The organism is Polymorphospora sp. NPDC051019, from assembly GCF_040683055.1.
In the GTDB taxonomy this organism is placed as follows: Bacteria; Actinomycetota; Actinomycetes; order Mycobacteriales; family Micromonosporaceae; genus Polymorphospora; species Polymorphospora lycopeni.
The window spans coordinates 809,632-825,326 of the sequence record NZ_JBFBCH010000001.1; the positions used below are offsets into that span (position 1 = coordinate 809,632).

A 15,695-nucleotide genomic window follows, 5' to 3' on the forward strand; every position below is an offset into this window, starting at 1 on the left:
AGCAACCGCGGACCGTTACTGTGGGACCGCCATGGCGAAGATCTTCCAAGTGACCGCGCGTGCGGGCATGACCCGTGTCATCGAGCCGATCGCCCGCACCCTGCTGCGCTGGGGGGTGACCCCGAACGCGGTGACGGTGACCGGCACAGCCGGCGTGCTGGTCGGCGCGCTCGGGTTCGGGGCCCGCGGCCACCTGGTGGCCGGTGCCCTGATCGTGACCGTCTTCGCGTTGACCGACCTCCTCGACGGGACGATGGCCCGGATGCGTGGCGGGTCGACCCGGTTCGGCGCGTTCCTCGACTCGAGCATGGACCGCGTCGCCGACGGCGCGGTCTTCGGCGCGGTCGCCTACTGGCTGGCGACGCAGGGCGACCACTGGGGCGTGGTGGCGGCGCTGATCTGCCTGGTCGGCGGCGGCCTGGTGTCGTACGTCAAGGCCCGCGCCGAGGGGCTGGGCCTGACCGCCAACGTCGGGATCGCCGAGCGCACCGAACGCCTGATCATCGTCGGTGTCGGCGGCCTGCTCAGCGGGCTGGTCGTGCCGTGGGGGCTGACCGCGGCGCTGTGGTTCCTCGCCGCGCTGTCGCTGTTCACCGCCGGCCAGCGGATCGTCCACGTGTACCGGCAGGCGAGGCTGGCCGACGAGGGCGCGGACGTGACCGGGTGAACCTCGTCGAGTTCGGCTACGCCGCCGCCTGGCGTCTGGTGCGGATGCTGCCGGCGCCGGTCGCGGCCGGCCTGTCCCGGGCCGGCGCGGACCGCGCCCACCGGAGGGGCGGGCGGGGTACGGTCCGGTTGAGGGCCAACCTGCGCCGGGTGGTCGGCCCGGCGATGCCGGAGGCGGAACTGGACGAGCTGGTCCGCGACGGGCTGCGGTCCTACGCCCGCTACTGGGTGGAGATGTTCCGTCTGCCCTCGCTGTCGCGCGAGGCGGTGCTGGCCGGGTTCCGGCTCGACGGCGAGGAACTGCTCGCCGCCGACGTGGCGGCCGGGCGGGGCGCCGTGGTGGCGCTGCCGCACGCCGGCAACTGGGATCTGGCCGGGGCCTGGGTCGCGGCGAAGGGCTGGCCGATGACGACGGTGATGGAGCGCCTGAAGCCGGAGGGGGTCTTCGAGCGGTTCGTCGCCTTCCGGCAGGGGATCGGGATGGGGATCATCCCGCTCACCGGCGGGCAGAAGCCGCCGTTCGGCGTTCTCGAGGAGAAGATCGGGCAGGGGCACGTGGTGCCGCTGCTGGCCGACCGGGACATGTCGGCGCGTGGCGTCGAGGTCGACTTCTTCGACGGCCGCACCCGGATGCCGGCCGGGCCGGCGCTGCTGGCGCTGCGTACCGGGGCGCCGCTCTACGTGGCCTCGATGTGGTTCGAGGACGGGATCGCGCGGGCGGCGCTGGACGGCCCGCTGGAGATCCCGGACCCGGACGGCGCACCGCTCGACCAGCGGGTGCGGGCGCTGACCCAGCAGGTCGCCGACCGCCTGGCGGCCGGCATCGCCCGCCATCCGCGGGACTGGCACATGCTCCAGAGGATGTGGCTGGACCAGCCGGCGCGACCCGCGCCCACGGCGACGGACGCGTCATCCGCAGCCAGTCGCAGGGGTGGCAGCGGCCCCGCGGCGACGACGACACCGTAAGGGGAGTGGGAGCGTGCGGCTGGCGGGATCCGGGGGCGGCAGGCTGCGCATCGGCATCGTCTGCCCGTACTCGTTCGACGTGCCGGGCGGCGTGCAGAACCACGTCATGGACCTCGCCGAGGCGCTGATCGGGCTGGGGCACGAGGTGAGCGTGCTCGCCCCGGCCGACGACGATTCGCCGTTGCCGCCGTACGTGGTGCCGGCCGGCCGGTCGGTGCCGTTCCCGTACAACGGTTCGGTGGCCCGGATCACGTTCGGCCCGGTTTCCACCGCCCGGGTACGGCGTTGGCTGGCCCGGGGCGAGTTCGACATCCTGCACGTGCACGAGCCGTTCGTGCTGAGTGTGTCGCTGCTGGCGGTGTTGTCGGCGCGCGGGCCGGTGGTGGCGACGTTCCACACCGCGATGACCCGGTCCCGGGCGCTGGCCGCGGCGCAGGGGATGCTGCAACTGGTGCTGGAGCGGATCACCGCCCGGATCGCGGTCAGCGAGCTGGCCCGCAAGGTCCAGGTCGAGCATCTCGGCGGCGGCGCGGTCGAGATCCCGAACGGGGTGGCGGTGGCGAAGTTCGCCGGGGTGGAGCCGCTGCCCGGCTGGCCCGGCCCGTGCGCCGTCGGGTCCGGCGGCACCCTGGGGTTCCTGGGCCGGTTCACCGAGCCCCGCAAGGGCTTCCCGGTGCTGCGGGACGCGTTCGTGTCGCTGGCCCGCCGCCGGCCCGGCCTGCGGCTGCTGGTCGCCGGCCCGGGTGACGCCGACGAACTGCTCGGCGAGATCCCGGCCGACCTGCGTGACCAGGTGGTTTTCCTGGGGCTGGTCTCCGAGCCGGACAAGGCCCGGATGCTGCGCAGCGTCGACCTGTACGTGGCGCCGAACATCGGCGGCGAGTCGTTCGGCATGATCCTGACCGAGGCGATGGCGGCCGGCGCGGCGGTGGTGGCCAGCGATCTGGACGCGTTCCGGCGGGTGCTCGACGGCGGTCGGGCCGGGCGGCTGTTCCCGACCGGTGACGCGGACGCGCTCGCCGACGCGATGGCCGAACTGCTCGACGACCCGGACCGCCGGGCCGCGCTGGCGGCGTGCGCGCAGCAGGTCGCGGCGACCTTCGACTGGCCGGTCGTCGCGCGGCGGGTGCTGGAGGTCTACGCGACCGCGATCGAGGCGACGGACGGCCGGGTGATGCACGAGGAGTGGGCCGGCTGACTCTGCCGGCGGACGGGCCGTCGCCGGGTACCCGGTCGGTCGTACGATGCCGGGATGCGGTGGGTGATCGGTGGCGTCGTCGCCCTGGTGCTGGTCTCGGCTTACCTGACCTGGACGGCGGCCCGCGTCGAGCGACTGCACCTGCGGGTGGTGGCGGCGACCCGGGCCCTGGAGGCGCATCTGCTGCGCCGGGCCGCGGCGGCGGCGGTGCTCGACGACGAGCGCTACCCGTTCGAGGTGTACGCGGCGGCGCGGATCGCGCTGGACGCCTCCGACGAGGACCGTGAGGTGGCCGAGAACGACCTGACCCGCCAGTTGCGGGCCACGACGCTGCCGGACGACGATCCGCAGGCCCAGGCCGTGATCGTCGCGAGCCGGCGGCTCGCGGTGGCCCGCCAGGTGCACACCGACCTCGTACGCGACGCGCTGGCGGCGCGCCGCCGGCCGATCGTCCGGTTGCTGCGGATGGCGCGGCGGCACCCGCAGCCGGCGTACTTCGACATCGACGATCCGACCATCAACGCCCACACCGACCTTCCGGTGCCCTGAACCCCCGGTCCGGCCTGATCTTCGTGTTCGGGCTGGAACGGTGAGGCGGGCCACAGGGCAGGCCACCGGTGGGTCGATTGGCTGTCGGCCGGCACCCGCGCGCGGCGTAGCATCGCAGCCAGTTCACTTTTGGGTAACAATCCGCCACCGCCGTGCGAGGAGTCGAACGCCGTGTCCGAGTCCGCTGTCCCCACCAGCACCGCCCCCGCAGTCACCGGCACCGCCCGCGTCAAGCGCGGCATGGCCGAGATGCTCAAGGGTGGCGTGATCATGGATGTGGTCACCCCCGAACAGGCGAAGATCGCCGAGGATGCCGGCGCGGTCGCGGTCATGGCGCTGGAGCGCGTACCGGCCGACATCCGCGCCCAGGGCGGCGTGTCCCGGATGAGCGACCCGGACATGATCGACGGCATCATCAACGCCGTCTCGATCCCGGTGATGGCCAAGGCCCGCATCGGCCACTTCGTCGAGGCGCAGGTGTTGCAGGCGCTCGGCGTCGACTACGTCGACGAGTCCGAGGTGCTCACCCCGGCCGACTACGCCAACCACATCGACAAGTGGGCGTTCACCGTGCCGTTCGTCTGCGGTGCCACCAACCTGGGCGAGGCGCTGCGCCGGATCACCGAGGGCGCGGCGATGATCCGCTCCAAGGGTGAGGCCGGCACCGGCGACGTCTCCAACGCCACCACCCACATGCGCGGGATCGGTGGCGAGATCCGCCGGCTGACCTCGCTGTCGCCCGACGAGCTGTACGTCGCCGCCAAGGAGCTGCAGGCACCGTACGACCTGGTCAAGGAGGTCGCCGAGGCCGGCAAGCTGCCGGTGGTGCTGTTCACCGCGGGCGGCATCGCGACCCCCGCCGACGCGGCGATGATGATGCAGCTCGGCGCCGAGGGCGTCTTCGTCGGCTCCGGCATCTTCAAGTCCGGCAACCCGGCGCAGCGGGCCGCCGCCATCGTCAAGGCCACCACGTTCCACGACGACCCCGACGTGCTCGCCAAGGTGTCGCGCGGGCTCGGCGAGGCGATGGTCGGCATCAACGTCGACGACATCCCGGTGCCGCACCGGCTCGCGGAGCGCGGCTGGTGACCGGCGGTCCGAGGATCGGCGTACTGGCGCTGCAGGGCGACGTACGCGAGCACGTCCGGGCGCTGACCGAGGCCGGCGCCACCGCCGGCCCGGTTCGCCGCCCGCATGAACTCGACGCGGTCGACGCGCTGGTGGTTCCCGGCGGCGAGTCGACCACGATGAGCAAGCTGGCGATCGAGTTCGGCCTGCTCGACCCGGTCCGCAAGCGGGTCGCGGACGGCATGCCCGTCTACGGCTCCTGCGCCGGCATGATCATGCTGGCGACCACGGTGCTCGACGGCCGGCCCGACCAGCGCGGCTTCGACGGCATCGAGATGACCGTACGGCGCAACGCGTTCGGCCGGCAGGTCGACTCCTTCGAGGGGCCGGTCGAGATCGCCGGCATCGACGGCGGCCCGTTCCACGCGGTGTTCATCCGCGCTCCGTGGGTCGAGTCGGTCGGCGCCGGGGTCGAGGTGCTGGGCCGGGTCGCCGACGGCAGCCCGCGGGGGCGGATCGTGGCGGTCCGGCAGGGTTCCCTGCTCGCCACCTCGTTCCACCCCGAGCTGACCGGTGACCTGCGCGTACACCGCTTCTTCGTCGATCTGGTCCGGGTCGGCGCCTGACCGCCCGCCGCCCCGTGACACGCCCGCCGGGTGCGGCGCCGGTAGGATTGGCGCGATTCGGTAGCGGCAGGCCGCTCGCAGCGGTTGGCGACCCCGACCCCAGGGGGTTCGCCCGCGGCGGTTCGCCCGGGGATGGCGCGCGACGGTGGCTGGCGCGGTGGGTTGGGGTATCGACGGAGGTCACGTATGTCCGGTCACTCAAAGTGGGCGACGACCAAGCACAAGAAGGCGGTCATCGACGCCAAGCGCGGCAAGATGTTCGCCAAGCTCATCAAGAACGTCGAGGTCGCGGCGCGGACCGGCGGCGGCGACCCGGCCGGTAACCCCACCCTGTTCGACGCCATCCAGAAGGCCAAGAAGAACTCCGTACCCAACGACAACATCGAGCGCGCCGTCAAGCGCGGCTCCGGCCTGGAGGCCGGCGGCGCCGACTGGCAGACCATCATGTACGAGGGCTACGGCCCGAACGGCGTCGCCCTGCTGATCGAGTGCCTGACCGACAACCGCAACCGGGCCGCCACCGAGGTCCGCACCGCGCTGACCCGCAACGGCGGCTCGTTCGCCGACGCCGGCTCGGTGTCCTACCTGTTCAACCGCAAGGGCGTGGTGATCGTGCCGAGCGAGGGGCGGTCCGAGGACGACGTGCTGATGGCCGTCCTCGACGCCGGTGCCGAAGAGGTCAACAACCTCGGCGAGGCATACGAGGTGATCTCCGAGCCGGGTGACCTGGTCGCGGTCCGGACCGCGTTGCAGGACGCCGGTATCGAGTACGAGTCGGCCGAGTCGTCGCTGGTGCCGAGCGTCAACGTGCCCCTCGACGAGGACGGTGCCCGCAAGGTCTTCAAGCTGATCGACGCCCTCGAGGACTGCGACGACGTGCAGAACGTCTACGCCAACTTCGACGTCTCCGACGAGGTCATGGCCGCGGTCGGCTGACGGGACCGGACCATGGACCTGGCGACGGCCCGCGAACTGTGGCAGCCCGAGCCGGGCTGGCTCAACACGGCCAGCTACGGACTGCCGCCGCGGCCGGCCTGGGACGCGATGCAGGCGGCGCTCGCCGACTGGCGGGTCGGCCGCACGTCGTGGGAAGGCTGGGACGAGTCGGTCGGCCGGTCCAGGGCCGCCTTCGCCGGACTCGTCGGGGTGTCCGCCGCGGACGTGACCGTCGGGGCCGCCGCGTCGCAGGTGCTGGCCCCGCTCGCGGCGGCGCTGCCGGACGGCGCCCGGGTGCTGGTGCCCGTCGAGGAGTTCACCTCCAACCTGTTCCCCTACCTGGCGCAGGCCGGGCGGGGAGTGCGGGTCCGCACCGTACCGGCCGCCGAACTCGCCGGTTCCGTCGACGCGTCGACCGACGTGGTCGCGTTCAGCCTGGTGCAGTCCGCGACCGGGGCCGTCGCCGCGTACGACGAGATCGTGGCCGCGGCCCGGGCGCACGGCGCGCTGGTCGTCGTCGACGCGACCCAGGGCTGTGGCTGGCTGCCGTTCTCGGGCGCCGCCGCCGACGCCGTGGTGGTCAGCGCCTACAAGTGGCTGATGGCGCCACGGGGCGTCGCGTTCGGCTACTTCGCTCCCGGGTTGCGCGAGCGGATGACCCCGTCGGCCGCCGGCTGGTACGCCGGGGCGGCGGTCCACGAGTCCTATTACGGCCCGCCGCTGCGGCTGGCGTCCGACGCCCGCCGGTTCGACATCTCACCGGCCTGGCTGAACTGGGTCGGCGCCGCGCCCGCACTGGAGTTGCTGGCGGAGATCGGGGTGGCGGCGGTGCACGCGTACGACGTGGACCTGGCCAACCGGTTCCTGGTCGGCCTCGGCCGTCCGCCGGGGGACAGCGCGATCGTGACCGTCGACGTACCGGGCGCGCAGGAGCGGCTGGCGGCGGCCGGGGTGCGCGCGGCGGTCCGTGGCGGCCGGGTCCGCGCCTCGTTCCACCTCTACTCCACCGTGGACGACGTCGACCTCGCCCTGTCCGCCCTGACCTGACGGTCTCCGCGCCCGGGTGCCGGCCACCCGCCGTCCGCCAGCGGGCCGAATTGTCGGAGTTGCCAGTGGGCTCGTCGTTGATCTGAGCGCCAGGGCCCTCAGCCGCCAGCCGTAGGGTCCCTCCCGCCCAGATCAATCTCGTGTGCCGGCGCCACCGGCGAGCTGCGCCCCGATCTCGACGTCGAGCTGACCATGGCGATGCTGACCGGGCCGGTCCTGCTGCACCGGGTCGTCCGGCCGCTGCCGAACCTCGACGACACCGACCTCGCCGTACGGGTCGTCGACACCCTCCTGGCCGGCATCGCCGGTCCGGCCGGCCCGGGCCGCCCGCCGGCGCCTGACGATCCGCGCGGCCCGCCGGGCGCGGTGCCGCGCGGGCCGCCCCGGCACCGGCCGCCGACGGTCAGTTCGTCGGGGTACGCAGCCGGTGCAGGCGCAGCGCCAACTGCACCTCCAGCGCCCGCTCGGGCCGCTGCCAGTCCGGTCCGAGGAGCTGCCCCACCCGGTCCAGCCGCTGCGTCACCGTGTTGACGTGCACGTGTAACTGCTCGGCCGCGCGGGCCAGGCTGCCACCCACCCCGAAGTACGCCTCCAGCGTCTTGACCAGCGCCGTACCCCGGCGGGCGTCGTAGTCGACGACCGGGCCGACGGTGTCGGTCAGGAACCGGGTCACGTCCCGGTCGGCGTCGTCGCCGACGGCGCCGAGCAGCAGCCCGACGAAGCCCAGCTCACTGGTGCTCGCCCCCTGCCCGGCCCGGCCGAGCGCGGCCAGGGCGGTCAGGCACCGGTCGGCCTCGCGGAACGCCACCGCCAGCGACGCCGGCCCGGTCGACGGGCCGCTCGCCCCGGCCGTCACCGGCCGCCCGGTGATCCGGGACAGGTCGCGGGCCACCGCCCGGGCGCAGCCGCCGGCGTCGCTGCCGGGCAGCATCAGCACCACCCGCCCGTCGCGGGCCGCGGCCAGCCCGCCGCGGGTCGACGCGTACGTCGTCGCCCACGACACCACCCGCTGCCGGGCCGACCCGGTGCCGGCGATCGCGTCGTCGCCGACGGCGACCAGCACGTGCGGGTCGTCGAGGTCCACACCGAGGCGGCGGGCCCGGCCGCGCAGCGCCTCGGCGTCGTGCACCGGCCGGGCGATCAGGTCGTCGAGCAGTTCGCCGCGGACCCGGCTCTCCGCCTCGGCGACGGTGCGCCGGAAGAGCAGCAGCAGCGCGGTCACCAGCGCCGCCCGCTCCAGGATCCGCTGGTCGGCGTCGACGAGTTCGCTGTCGGGACGCAGCACCAGGGCGCCGAGGTTCTCGGTGCCGGCGACGACGGCCGCGTACCACAGTGGACCCCGGCGGACGCTGCGTCCCTCGGTGCGCGACGCGGCGACCGCCTCCACGATCGACGGCCGGTCCGGCTCGTCGATCCGGCCGACCCGGGCGATCTGCCGGCCGTCGGCGTCCAGGGCGAGCAGCGCCCCGCCGAGTACGTCGGTGACGGCCGCGGCCACGTCCTCGACCCCGCCGCCGCGCAGCACCAGCGACGTCATCCGGTCGTGCGCGGCGGCGGCCCGCTCCACCGACGCGCTGTGCGCCCGGATGGTGGAGTTGGCCGTCGACAGCTCCTCCAGCGCGGCCCGGGTCTCGGCGAGCAGCCGGGCGGTGTCGATCGCGACGGCGGCGTGCGCGGCCAGCGACACCAGCAGCGCCACCTCCTCGCGGGCGAACGGCCGCGCGGTGCGGTTGGCGGCGTACAGCACCCCGATCACCCCGGAGCCGAGCCGCAGCGGTACGCCGAGGATGGCGACCAGGCCCTCCTCGCCGACCCCGGCGTCGATCTCGCCGGTGTGCCGGAACCGGCTGTCCTGGCCGTAGTCGGCGGTCACGTACGGGGTGCCGGACTGCGCCACCAGGCCGCCGAGGCCGGCGCCCATCGGCAGCCGCAGCCGCTGGAAGCGCGCCGACACCGAACCGTCGGTGACCCGCATGTAGGTGTCGCCGCGGTCGGGGTCGTTGAGCGTCATGTAGGCCACGTCGGCGCCGAGCAGGTGCCGGGCCCGGCGCACGATGGCGTGTAACACCGCGTCGACGTCGCGCAACCCGGCCAGGTCGGAGGCGGTGTCGTAGAGGCCGGACAGCTCCACCTCGCGCCGGCGGCGGCGCTCCAGCAGGCCGCGTACCCGCAGCGCGACGAGCTTGGCGGCCTCCAGGTCGGCGAGCCGGTCGGCGGGCAGCCCGGCCTCGCGGGCGGCCACGACCGGTCCCTCGAACTCGACCGCCGCGGCCTCGCGGGCCAGCAGTTCCAGGAACTCGATCGGCGAGGTCATGATCCCCATTGTGGTGGACCGGCCGACTCAGTTCGCCGTCCAGCCCCCGTCGAGCGCCAGGGAACTGCCGGTGATGAACGAGGCGGCCGGGGTGCACAGGTAGGCCATCAGCTCGGCGACCTCCTCCGGTTCGACCAGCCGCTTGATCGCCGCCCGGGCCAGCATGATCCGCTCGACGACCTCGGTCTCCGGGATGCCGTGGCTGCGGGCCTGGGCGGCGATCTGGCCCTCGACCAGCGGGGTACGGACGTACCCGGGGTTGATGCAGTTGGCGGTCACCCCGTGCGCGGCGGCCTCCAGCGCGACGACCTTGGACAGCCCCTCCAGCGCGTGCTTGGCCGTCACGTACGCCGACTTGTACGCCGAGGCCCGCAGCCCGTGCACCGAAGAGATGTTGATCACGCGGCCCCAGCCGGTGGCGTACATGTGCGGCAGGGCCCGGCGGACCAGCAGGAACGGCGCCTCGACCATCACCTTCTGGATGTAGGCGAACCGTTCGGCCGGAAACTCCTCGACCGGGGCGACGTGCTGCAGGCCGGCGTTGTTGACCACGATGTCGATGGCGGGGTCGAGCCGGTCGACGGCACCGGGCTCGGCGAGGTCGATCCCCTCGGCGCGGCCGCCGGTCAGCGCCGCGACCTCCTTGGCCGCCTCGACGTTGCGGTCCACCACGACCACCGCCGCCCCGGCGGCGGCCAGCCGTACGGCGCACGCCCGGCCGATGCCGCTGCCGCCCCCGGTCACCAGGGCGGTACGCCCCGACAGGTCGAGCTGCACGGTGTGGGGGACCGCCACGGGTTCTGCCGTCATGGCGCATGAAGTTACGAGCATCACGCCCGGCGGCACATGGGCGGCGGGCACATACTCGGCGCCGAACCTATGTGGCCGCCTGCCCGCGAAGCCCTTCGGCGGGACCGAAGAAGACCAGCACCGTCAGGTCCTCGGTCACGTCGACGAACCGGTGCTCCTCGCCGGCCGGCACGAACACCACCGACCCCGGACCCACCGGTGCCGCCCCGTCCGGCGTGACCAGCCGGGCGCGGCCCGCGGTCACCACGTACACCTCGTCCTCGGTGTGCGGGTTCTGCCCGTCCGTCCCGCCCGCCGGGATCCGGTACGTACCCAGCGACATGTCCGGAACCCGCAGGTGCTCCTCGTACCGGCTGGACGTCCCGTCCGCCGGCGGCACCCACCGGCCGGCCCCCTCGATCACGTGCATGACGGCGTCGCCTCCCCGTTCCTGTTCATGATCGGTACGGTAGGGCGGCGCCCGGCCGGGCACGACGGCCAACCGGCGACCGGTGGCCTGTGGCGGGTGTGTCGCCGCACGGTGGTGTCGTACGCACGCAGTAGGGTGTCGAACACACGTACTGCCGGAGGTGGGTCCCGAGCCGGGGCCGGCGGGGGACAAGCGGGCGTGCGGGTGGGTGCGGGCGCATAGGTCGATGCGGGCGCACGGGTGAGTGCGGGCGCGACGGTAGAGCGGGGAGGAAACCGGTGCGGGTGCTCGGCGTCGACCCGGGGCTGACCCGGTGCGGAGTCGGCGTGGTCGAGGGGGTGCCCGGCCGGCCGTGCACCCTGGTCGGCTACTACGTGGTCCACACCGATCCCGGCGACGACCTGTCGCTGCGCCTGCTGCACCTCGACCGGGCACTGACCGACCTGGTCGCCGAGCACCGGCCGCAGAGCGTCGCCGTGGAGCGGGTCTTCAGCCAGCACAACACCCGCACCGTGATGGGCACCGCCCAGGCCAGCGCCGTCGCCGTCCTGGCCGGGGCACGGGCCGGCCTGCCCGTGCAGACCTACACGCCGAGCGAGGTCAAGGCCGCCGTCACCGGCTCCGGCCAGGCCGACAAGGCCCAGGTCACGACCATGGTCACCCGGCTGCTGCGGCTGGACGCGCCGCCCCGACCGGCCGACGCCGCCGACGCGCTGGCGCTGGCCATCTGTCACGTCTGGCGCGGCGGGACGCGGTCCCGGCTCGCCGCCGCCGCGGCCCAGGCCGCCCGCAGGGGAGGAACCCGATGATCGCGAGTGTCCAGGGCGTCGTCGCCGCCGTGTCGCCCGACGGGGCGGTGGTCGAGGTGGGCGGGGTCGGGCTCGCCGTGCAGTGCGCCCCCGGCACCCTGGCCAACCTGCGGGTCGGGCAGCCGGCCCGGCTGGCCACCAGCCTGGTCGTACGCGAGGACTCGCTGACGCTGTACGGCTTCGCCGACGACGAGGAGAAGCAGCTCTTCGAACTGCTCCAGACGGCCAGCGGCGTGGGCCCCCGGCTGGCCCAGGCGGTGCTGGCCGTGCACAGCCCCGACACCGTGCGGCGGGCCATCGGCGGCGGCGACACCGCCACCCTGACCAAGGTGCCGGGCATCGGCAAGAAGGGCGCCGAACGGCTGGTCCTGGAGTTGCGCGACCGGATCGGCCCGGTCCCGGTCGGCGCGGACGGCGCGGCCGGGGTGACCGCCGGGGCCTGGCACGACCAGGTCCGCCAGGCGCTGGTCGGCCTCGGCTGGACCGCTTCCCAGGCCGACCAGGCGGTCACGGCGGTCGCCGAGACCGTCGACGGCCCGACCCCGCCGGTGCCTGTCCTGCTCAAGCAGGCCATCCGCCTGCTGGGCCGGACCAGGTGACCCGATGAGCGACGCCGAGGGGCTGGTGTCGGCGTGGGCGACCGACGCCGAGCGTGACGCCGAGGTCAGCGTCCGCCCGAAGCGGCTGGCCGACTTCATCGCCCAGCACCGGGTCCGCGACCAGCTCGAACTGCTGCTCAAGAGCGCCATGCGCCGGGGCTCGCCGCCCGACCACATCCTGCTGTCCGGGCCGCCCGGGCTGGGCAAGACGACGCTGGCCAACATCGTCGCGGCCGAGCTGGGTTCCGGCATCCGGATCACCAGCGGCCCGGCGATCGAGCGCTCCGGTGACCTGGCGGCGATCCTGACCAGCCTCACCGAGGGCGACGTCCTGTTCATCGACGAGATCCACCGGATCGCCAAGCCGGCCGAGGAACTGCTCTACAGCGCCATGGAGGACTTCCGGGTCGACGTGGTGGTCGGCAAGGGTCCGGGCGCGACCGCGATCCCGCTGGACGTGGAGCCGTTCACGCTGGTCGGCGCCACCACCCGGTCCGGCCTGCTGACCGGTCCGATGCGGGACCGGTTCGGGTTCGTCGCCCACCTCGACTTCTACTCGCCGGCCGACCTGGAGGCGCTGTTGCAGCGGTCGGCCCGGATCCTCGGGGTGCCGATCACCGACGACGCCGCGGCCGAGGTGGCGGGCCGGTCCCGGGGCACGCCGCGGATCGCCAACCGGCTGCTGCGCCGGGTCCGTGACTTCGCCGAGGTACGCGCCGACGGTGTGGTCACCCTGGAGACCGCCCGCGCCGCCCTCCAGGTCTACGACGTCGACGACCTGGGCCTGGACCGGCTCGACCGGGGCGTGCTGACCGCGCTCGTCGACCTCTTCCGGGGTGGTCCGGTCGGCCTGTCGACGCTGGCCGTCGCGGTCGGGGAGCAGCCCGACACGGTCGAAGAGGTGTGCGAACCGTTCCTCGTCCGGGCCGGCCTGCTGGCGCGTACGCCACGCGGCCGGGTGGCCACCGAGGCGGCCTGGAGGCATCTCGGGCGTACGCCGCCGCCGGGTTCCTTCGGGGCGCCGCCCCAGTCCGGACCCGACCTTTTCAGCTCCGGCCAGCAGGCGTGATGTGTTCGTGATCTGCACCAAGTTCGGTGTTTACAGGCACAGCGACTAGACTCGCCGCGGTCCGCACAGGATGTGAAGTCATTCCTCCGCTCCGGCGCCCCCACGCTGGTGGTCGAGGCCAATGGGAAGGTCGTAGCGTGCATTTGGCAGCAGAGTCCGGCGGTGGCGCCGGCAGTTTCATGCCGATCCTGATGATCGCCCTGCTTTTCGGCGTCATGTATTTCATGATGATCCGTCCGCAGCAGAAGCGGCGCAAAGAGGCTGAGCAGATGCAGTCCGCGCTCGGCCCCGGCGATCAGGTCGTGACCATCGGCGGCCTGCACGGCACCGTGGCGGCCGTCGACGACGACACCGTCACCCTCGAGCCGTCGCCCGGCGTGCAGCTCCGCTTCGCCCGTCCGGCGATCGCCCGCGTGGTGAACAGCGCCGACCGGCCGGAGGAGATCGAGGAGACGCCGGAGCCCGAGGCCGAGAACACGGCCAGCACCGGACCGGATCTCCGCAAGGAGTGACCCGCGACCCCGCTGACGGGGTCGCGAGAACATCGAAGATACTGGATAATCGCGCCGGTCGGCCTGCTGGCCGGCGCGCAAGATACCCGTCGCCGGCCAGGGTGTGCCGGCGCGCCACCACCCGCCGCCCACCACACTCAGCGGCCGACCGCGCAGGGAGACACGACAGCCGTGGCACCACCTCAGGGACAGATGCGGCCCGGGCGGCAACTCGCCGTGCTCGGCCTCATCTTCGCCATTCTCTATCTCCTGGTGTTCTTCGCTGGCGCGAGCGGAGGTCTGAAGGAGCGGCTGGAGCCCCGGCTGGGGCTCGACCTCATCGGCGGCACCCGCGTGACGCTCGAGGCGATCACCCCGGACGGCCAGGACCCGCCGGCGGAGAACCTCGAAGAGGCCCGCAACATCATCGAGAGCCGGGTCAACAGCCTCGGTGTCTCCGAGGCCGAGGTGGTCACCGAGGGTAACCGCAACATCGTCGTCTCCCTGCCCGGCCAGAACCGCGATCTGTCCGAGGTCGGGGCAGCGGCCGAGTTGCGGTTCCGCAAGGTCCTCAAGGTCACCGACGGCGGTGGCGGCACCTCGGCGCCGGCGCCGAGCGGCACCCCGACCCCGAGCGGCTCGGCCGAACCGGCCCCGTCCGGCTCCGCCGACCCGTCGGCATCGGCGTCGCCGTCCGCGTCGGCCAGCGCCGCCGGCCAGGGCGGCATGGCCCCCGCGCCGAGCGCGTCGGCCACCCCGTCGGCGGAGGCGACCCCCGAGCCCACCCCGGCCGCCTCCGGGCCCTCGGTCGAGGAGGCCGAGACCAACGAGGAACTGCTCGCCGCGGTGCGGGCCAAGCTCGGCGCGAACTCCTGGGCCGCCGCGGAGCAGCTCCAGGCGCCGGCCCAGCTCGGCCAGGACGAGGTCCTCGACGCCGCCCTCGCGCCGTTCGCCCAGCTGACCGGCCGCGAGGTCGGGGTGCTGCCGCCGGCCTTCCAGTTCAACGTGCCGACCATCGGCTGTCTGCAACTGGCCGACCGGCTGCCCGGCTCCATCCGGGCCGAGGGGGAGCAGGCGGTGGCCTGCGAGGGGCAGGTCAAGTACCTGCTCGACGTGGCCAAGGTGCTCGGCACCGACGTCAACGACGCCAACGCCGTTCTCGACCAGACCACCAGCCAGTGGGTGGTCAGCCTGAACTTCACCGGCGGCGGCCAGAGCAAGTGGACCAACCTGACCCGCGAGGCGTTCAACAACGAGGGCCAGGCCTGCGAGCAGGCCGCGCTCGGCCAGGACGGCAAGTGCCGGGTCGCGGTCGTGCTCGACAACGACGTCATCTCCTCGCCGGAGATCCAGGGCGTGCTGACCGGCGACTCGCAGATCACCGGCCAGTTCACCAGCCGCGACGCCAACGAACTGGCCAGCAACCTGCGCTTCGGCGCCCTGCCGATGACCTTCGAGCAGCAGGAGGCGCAGGCCGTCTCCGCGACGCTGGGCAGCGAATACCTGCGCGCCGGTCTGCTCGCCATGGGCATCGGCATGGCCCTGGTCGCGATCTACGCGTTCTTCTACTACCGGCTGCTCGGCACCGTGATCTTCCTGAGCCTCATCCTGTCGGCGCTGCTGGTCTTCGGCGCGCTGATCGTGCTCGGCCGGCAGATCGGCTTCACCCTGACCCTCGCCGGCATCGCCGGGTTCATCGTCTCGTTGGGTGTCGCCGCCGACTCGTTCGTCATCTACTTCGAACGATTGAAGGACGAGATCCGGGAGGGCCGCAGCCCGCGCAGCGCGGTGCCGCGCGCCTGGGTCCGGGCCCGCCGGACGATCATCTCGGCCAACGTGATCACGATCCTCGCCGCGGTGGTGCTCTACATCGTCTCGGTCGGTGTGGTGAAGGGCTTCGCCTTCGCGTTGGGCCTGGCCACCATCCTCGACCTGGTCGTGGTCTTCCTCTTCCGGCACCCGATCATGACGATGTTCGCCCGGACCAAGGCGTTCCTGTCGCCACGGGTCAGCGGTCTCGGTCGGATCCTGGAGCAGGACGACGAGGCGGAGCAGCCGGTCAAGCCCGGCGCCCCGCGCACCAAGGAGGCCTGACGTGTACGGGCCCAGCGAGCGAACCATCCAGGTCAGTGCCGCCG

The 15,695-nt window shown here is 73.5% G+C and carries 17 protein-coding genes; 13 read left to right on the plus strand and 4 right to left on the minus strand.

Going from position 1 to position 15,695, the window contains the following annotated elements:
* Window positions 1-31 precede the first annotated feature (31 nt).
* From pgsA to AB0M79_RS03645, 8 genes are all read left to right on the plus strand, one after another.
* Window positions 32-667, plus strand: a complete 636-nt coding sequence (pgsA, locus tag AB0M79_RS03610) for a phosphatidylinositol phosphate synthase (RefSeq protein ID WP_364207417.1) — start codon at window positions 32-34, stop codon at window positions 665-667.
* A complete protein-coding gene (locus tag AB0M79_RS03615; protein ID WP_364207419.1) occupies window positions 664-1,632 on the plus strand; it encodes a phosphatidylinositol mannoside acyltransferase in 969 nt (322 codons plus the stop codon). Before pgsA ends, AB0M79_RS03615 begins: the two co-directional genes overlap by 4 nt.
* Window positions 1,633-1,675: 43 nt before the next feature.
* Window positions 1,676-2,830, plus strand: a complete 1,155-nt coding sequence (locus AB0M79_RS03620) for a glycosyltransferase family 4 protein (RefSeq protein WP_364207624.1) — start codon at window positions 1,676-1,678, stop codon at window positions 2,828-2,830.
* A gap of 54 nt (window positions 2,831-2,884) precedes the next feature.
* On the plus strand, window positions 2,885-3,379 hold the full coding sequence (locus tag AB0M79_RS03625; RefSeq protein WP_357539941.1) for a hypothetical protein: 495 nt from the start codon (window positions 2,885-2,887) through the stop codon (window positions 3,377-3,379).
* Between the two features lie 171 nt (window positions 3,380-3,550).
* Window positions 3,551-4,468 (plus strand): pyridoxal 5'-phosphate synthase lyase subunit PdxS, encoded by a 918-nt coding sequence (gene pdxS, locus AB0M79_RS03630; RefSeq protein WP_364207421.1) that lies wholly within the window; start codon window positions 3,551-3,553, stop codon window positions 4,466-4,468.
* Window positions 4,465-5,073 carry a pyridoxal 5'-phosphate synthase glutaminase subunit PdxT gene (pdxT, locus tag AB0M79_RS03635; RefSeq protein ID WP_364207423.1) on the plus strand — a complete coding sequence of 203 codons (609 nt, stop codon included), beginning with the start codon at window positions 4,465-4,467 and terminating at the stop codon, window positions 5,071-5,073. Before pdxS ends, pdxT begins: the two co-directional genes overlap by 4 nt.
* Window positions 5,074-5,259: 186 nt before the next feature.
* Window positions 5,260-6,009 carry a YebC/PmpR family DNA-binding transcriptional regulator gene (locus AB0M79_RS03640; RefSeq protein ID WP_357539946.1) on the plus strand — a complete coding sequence of 250 codons (750 nt, stop codon included), beginning with the start codon at window positions 5,260-5,262 and terminating at the stop codon, window positions 6,007-6,009.
* Window positions 6,010-6,021: 12 nt separating this feature from the next.
* Entirely contained in the window at window positions 6,022-7,056 is a 1,035-nt protein-coding gene (locus tag AB0M79_RS03645) for an aminotransferase class V-fold PLP-dependent enzyme (RefSeq protein WP_364207425.1), read from the plus strand.
* Window positions 7,057-7,188: 132 nt separating this feature from the next.
* Here the strand turns inward: AB0M79_RS03645 and AB0M79_RS03650 are convergent, their stop codons facing one another.
* The 4 genes from AB0M79_RS03650 to AB0M79_RS03665 form a co-directional block, all read right to left on the minus strand.
* Complete coding sequence (locus AB0M79_RS03650) at window positions 7,189-7,446, minus strand: hypothetical protein (protein ID WP_364207427.1); 258 nt, start codon at window positions 7,444-7,446, stop codon at window positions 7,189-7,191.
* A gap of 13 nt (window positions 7,447-7,459) precedes the next feature.
* A complete protein-coding gene (locus AB0M79_RS03655; RefSeq protein WP_364207429.1) occupies window positions 7,460-9,379 on the minus strand; it encodes a helix-turn-helix domain-containing protein in 1,920 nt (639 codons plus the stop codon).
* Window positions 9,380-9,397: 18 nt separating this feature from the next.
* Window positions 9,398-10,180, minus strand: coding sequence for a 3-hydroxybutyrate dehydrogenase (locus AB0M79_RS03660; RefSeq protein ID WP_364207431.1), 783 nt, complete (start codon window positions 10,178-10,180; stop codon window positions 9,398-9,400).
* Between the two features lie 67 nt (window positions 10,181-10,247).
* Window positions 10,248-10,589 carry a cupin domain-containing protein gene (locus tag AB0M79_RS03665; RefSeq protein ID WP_357539958.1) on the minus strand — a complete coding sequence of 114 codons (342 nt, stop codon included), beginning with the start codon at window positions 10,587-10,589 and terminating at the stop codon, window positions 10,248-10,250.
* A 278-nt stretch (window positions 10,590-10,867) separates the two neighbouring features.
* Between AB0M79_RS03665 and ruvC the strand changes: the two genes are divergently transcribed.
* From ruvC to secD, 5 genes are all read left to right on the plus strand, one after another.
* Window positions 10,868-11,398 carry a crossover junction endodeoxyribonuclease RuvC gene (gene ruvC, locus AB0M79_RS03670; protein WP_212817100.1) on the plus strand — a complete coding sequence of 177 codons (531 nt, stop codon included), beginning with the start codon at window positions 10,868-10,870 and terminating at the stop codon, window positions 11,396-11,398.
* Complete coding sequence (ruvA, locus tag AB0M79_RS03675) at window positions 11,395-11,997, plus strand: Holliday junction branch migration protein RuvA (protein ID WP_364207434.1); 603 nt, start codon at window positions 11,395-11,397, stop codon at window positions 11,995-11,997. The genes ruvC and ruvA overlap by 4 nt, the downstream gene beginning before the upstream one ends.
* Before the next feature lie 4 nt (window positions 11,998-12,001).
* Entirely contained in the window at window positions 12,002-13,066 is a 1,065-nt protein-coding gene (gene ruvB, locus AB0M79_RS03680; protein ID WP_364207436.1) for a Holliday junction branch migration DNA helicase RuvB, read from the plus strand.
* A gap of 179 nt (window positions 13,067-13,245) precedes the next feature.
* A complete protein-coding gene (gene yajC, locus AB0M79_RS03685; RefSeq protein ID WP_364207438.1) occupies window positions 13,246-13,578 on the plus strand; it encodes a preprotein translocase subunit YajC in 333 nt (110 codons plus the stop codon).
* Window positions 13,579-13,749: 171 nt separating this feature from the next.
* A complete protein-coding gene (secD, locus tag AB0M79_RS03690) occupies window positions 13,750-15,651 on the plus strand; it encodes a protein translocase subunit SecD (RefSeq protein ID WP_364207440.1) in 1,902 nt (633 codons plus the stop codon).
* Window positions 15,652-15,695: the final 44 nt, after the last annotated feature.

Coding starts and splice junctions, on each gene's coding strand:
- pgsA (WP_364207417.1), top strand. CDS start 32: ATGGCGAAGATCTTCCAAGTGACCGCGCGTGCGGGCATGACCCGTGTC.
- AB0M79_RS03645 (WP_364207425.1), top strand. CDS start 6,022: ATGGACCTGGCGACGGCCCGCGAACTGTGGCAGCCCGAGCCGGGCTGG.
- AB0M79_RS03665 (WP_357539958.1), bottom strand. CDS start 10,589: ATGCACGTGATCGAGGGGGCCGGCCGGTGGGTGCCGCCGGCGGACGGG.
- AB0M79_RS03660 (WP_364207431.1), bottom strand. CDS start 10,180: ATGACGGCAGAACCCGTGGCGGTCCCCCACACCGTGCAGCTCGACCTG.
- ruvB (WP_364207436.1), top strand. CDS start 12,002: ATGAGCGACGCCGAGGGGCTGGTGTCGGCGTGGGCGACCGACGCCGAG.
- ruvA (WP_364207434.1), top strand. CDS start 11,395: ATGATCGCGAGTGTCCAGGGCGTCGTCGCCGCCGTGTCGCCCGACGGG.
- AB0M79_RS03625 (WP_357539941.1), top strand. CDS start 2,885: ATGCGGTGGGTGATCGGTGGCGTCGTCGCCCTGGTGCTGGTCTCGGCT.
- AB0M79_RS03640 (WP_357539946.1), top strand. CDS start 5,260: ATGTCCGGTCACTCAAAGTGGGCGACGACCAAGCACAAGAAGGCGGTC.
- AB0M79_RS03655 (WP_364207429.1), bottom strand. CDS start 9,379: ATGGGGATCATGACCTCGCCGATCGAGTTCCTGGAACTGCTGGCCCGC.
- yajC (WP_364207438.1), top strand. CDS start 13,246: ATGCCGATCCTGATGATCGCCCTGCTTTTCGGCGTCATGTATTTCATG.